The 1,227-nt window shown below is 59.2% G+C and carries 3 protein-coding genes; 2 read left to right on the top strand and 1 reads right to left on the bottom strand.

Translation table 11 applies throughout. From position 1 onward, the window contains the following. Positions 1-34 precede the first annotated feature (34 nt). Complete coding sequence (locus tag ACGG9C_RS17020; protein ID WP_390178952.1) at positions 35-175, top strand: helix-turn-helix domain-containing protein; 141 nt, start codon at positions 35-37, stop codon at positions 173-175. On the opposite strand, the gene ACGG9C_RS17015 is transcribed toward ACGG9C_RS17020, so the two are convergent. Continuing rightward, entirely contained in the window at positions 167-661 is a 495-nt protein-coding gene (locus ACGG9C_RS17015; protein WP_390178951.1) for a hypothetical protein, read from the bottom strand. The two genes, ACGG9C_RS17020 and ACGG9C_RS17015, sit on opposite strands and share 9 nt — an antisense overlap. Positions 662-835: 174 nt before the next feature. On the opposite strand from ACGG9C_RS17015, the gene ACGG9C_RS17010 reads away from it, so the two are divergent. Further along, positions 836-1,054 carry a DUF4238 domain-containing protein gene (locus tag ACGG9C_RS17010; RefSeq protein WP_286932951.1) on the top strand — a complete coding sequence of 73 codons (219 nt, stop codon included), beginning with the start codon at positions 836-838 and terminating at the stop codon, positions 1,052-1,054. Positions 1,055-1,227 lie beyond the last annotated feature (173 nt).

Here is a 1,227-nt window from a genome sequence, read left to right as displayed (position 1 = left end):
CAAGCGGAGGGTGGGCGAGAATGAGGCTGTGGCGATGAAGCGGGAGTACGAAACCGGAGCGACGATGGCCGAGCTTGAGCAGAAGTACGGACTCTCACACGGGGCTGTATCCCGAGCGCTGCACCGAGCGGGAGTGGAGATGCGGGCAAGTGCACCCCGGCAGAAGCTAGTTTGAGCGCTGCTTGTGTTCACGTCGTTGGCGCATCTTGATTGCACGCTTTAACAGTTTGCCGTCGACGTCTTCGCGAACAACCCGCAGCAGCGCGCGACTCAGGAAGAAGGTGTCGACCTTCGGACGACGCAGCGAGGAGACACGCATCGTTCTGAGCTTCCCGCCGACCTTGAAGCTCCGAGTTGACTCCTCGCGGTATCGATCAACCATCAGGTTCGGCCGATCCTCAAGGCTTGCCCGCAGCGCCTCAAACGCACGACCTGCCGAGTGAGGCAGGGAAGGGAACGTCTTCGTCATCGCAGATCGGTGTGCAACCGCCTCCCGATCGGTCAGACGCAACGAACCGATTTCGAACATTCGATAAACGCCAAGCGCTGCGTCGAGTCGCTTCTCGATCGCATCTTCGTGGCTCTTAGCGCCGTCGAACTGAGTGGGCGACGGGGTGAAGTAGCTCGTCAACTCTGACAGCCAGGAATTCACGGTCGTCATGCCCATCGTCCTCCCCATGAGACGGGGACACTCAGAATAGTCGCCAGAAGCTGGCGCCCCGCGTTCCCACTCCGTAGTCGACCGGCATATTCCATTTCCCCCAATTGTAACATCGCAATCGAATATCTCTTCGACATTTACATGCTGGGCGGGCAAGGTCATATTGAATAGCAGATGAGCAACAGCCCGAAACGACACCACCACCTTCCACAAGCGATCCAGCGCAACTTCCTGCAGAAGGGCGAGCAGAAGCTCTGGTGGTACTCCCGCGAGATGAACGGCTACGAGGAGCGAACGCTGCGCTCCATCGCACACGCGAAACACACCTACACGCTCTCGGCAGTCCAAGGCGAGGAACGCTACGCACAGGAACACGCCTTCTCCAAGGTTTAGGACAAAGCTGCGCCGGCACTGCGAAAGCTCGAGCGCGAAGAGGAGATCACGCATTCCGAGAAGAATGCGATCTCAGACGCTTTCCCCATGTAGTGCGTTTCGGTGCAGCCGACTGGGTAGGCCCGCGAGTCCTGTTCTGCGACTGCCAATCTGGTCAGCGGCGAGGGCAATGC

Origin of the sequence: Microbacterium sp. MTN4-26, assembly GCF_042846595.1 — a bacterium.
GTDB classification, from domain to species: domain Bacteria; phylum Actinomycetota; class Actinomycetes; order Actinomycetales; family Microbacteriaceae; genus Microbacterium; species Microbacterium luteum.
The sequence above is the reverse complement of the archived record's forward strand: the minus strand, read 5'-3'. Positions and strand labels throughout refer to the sequence as shown.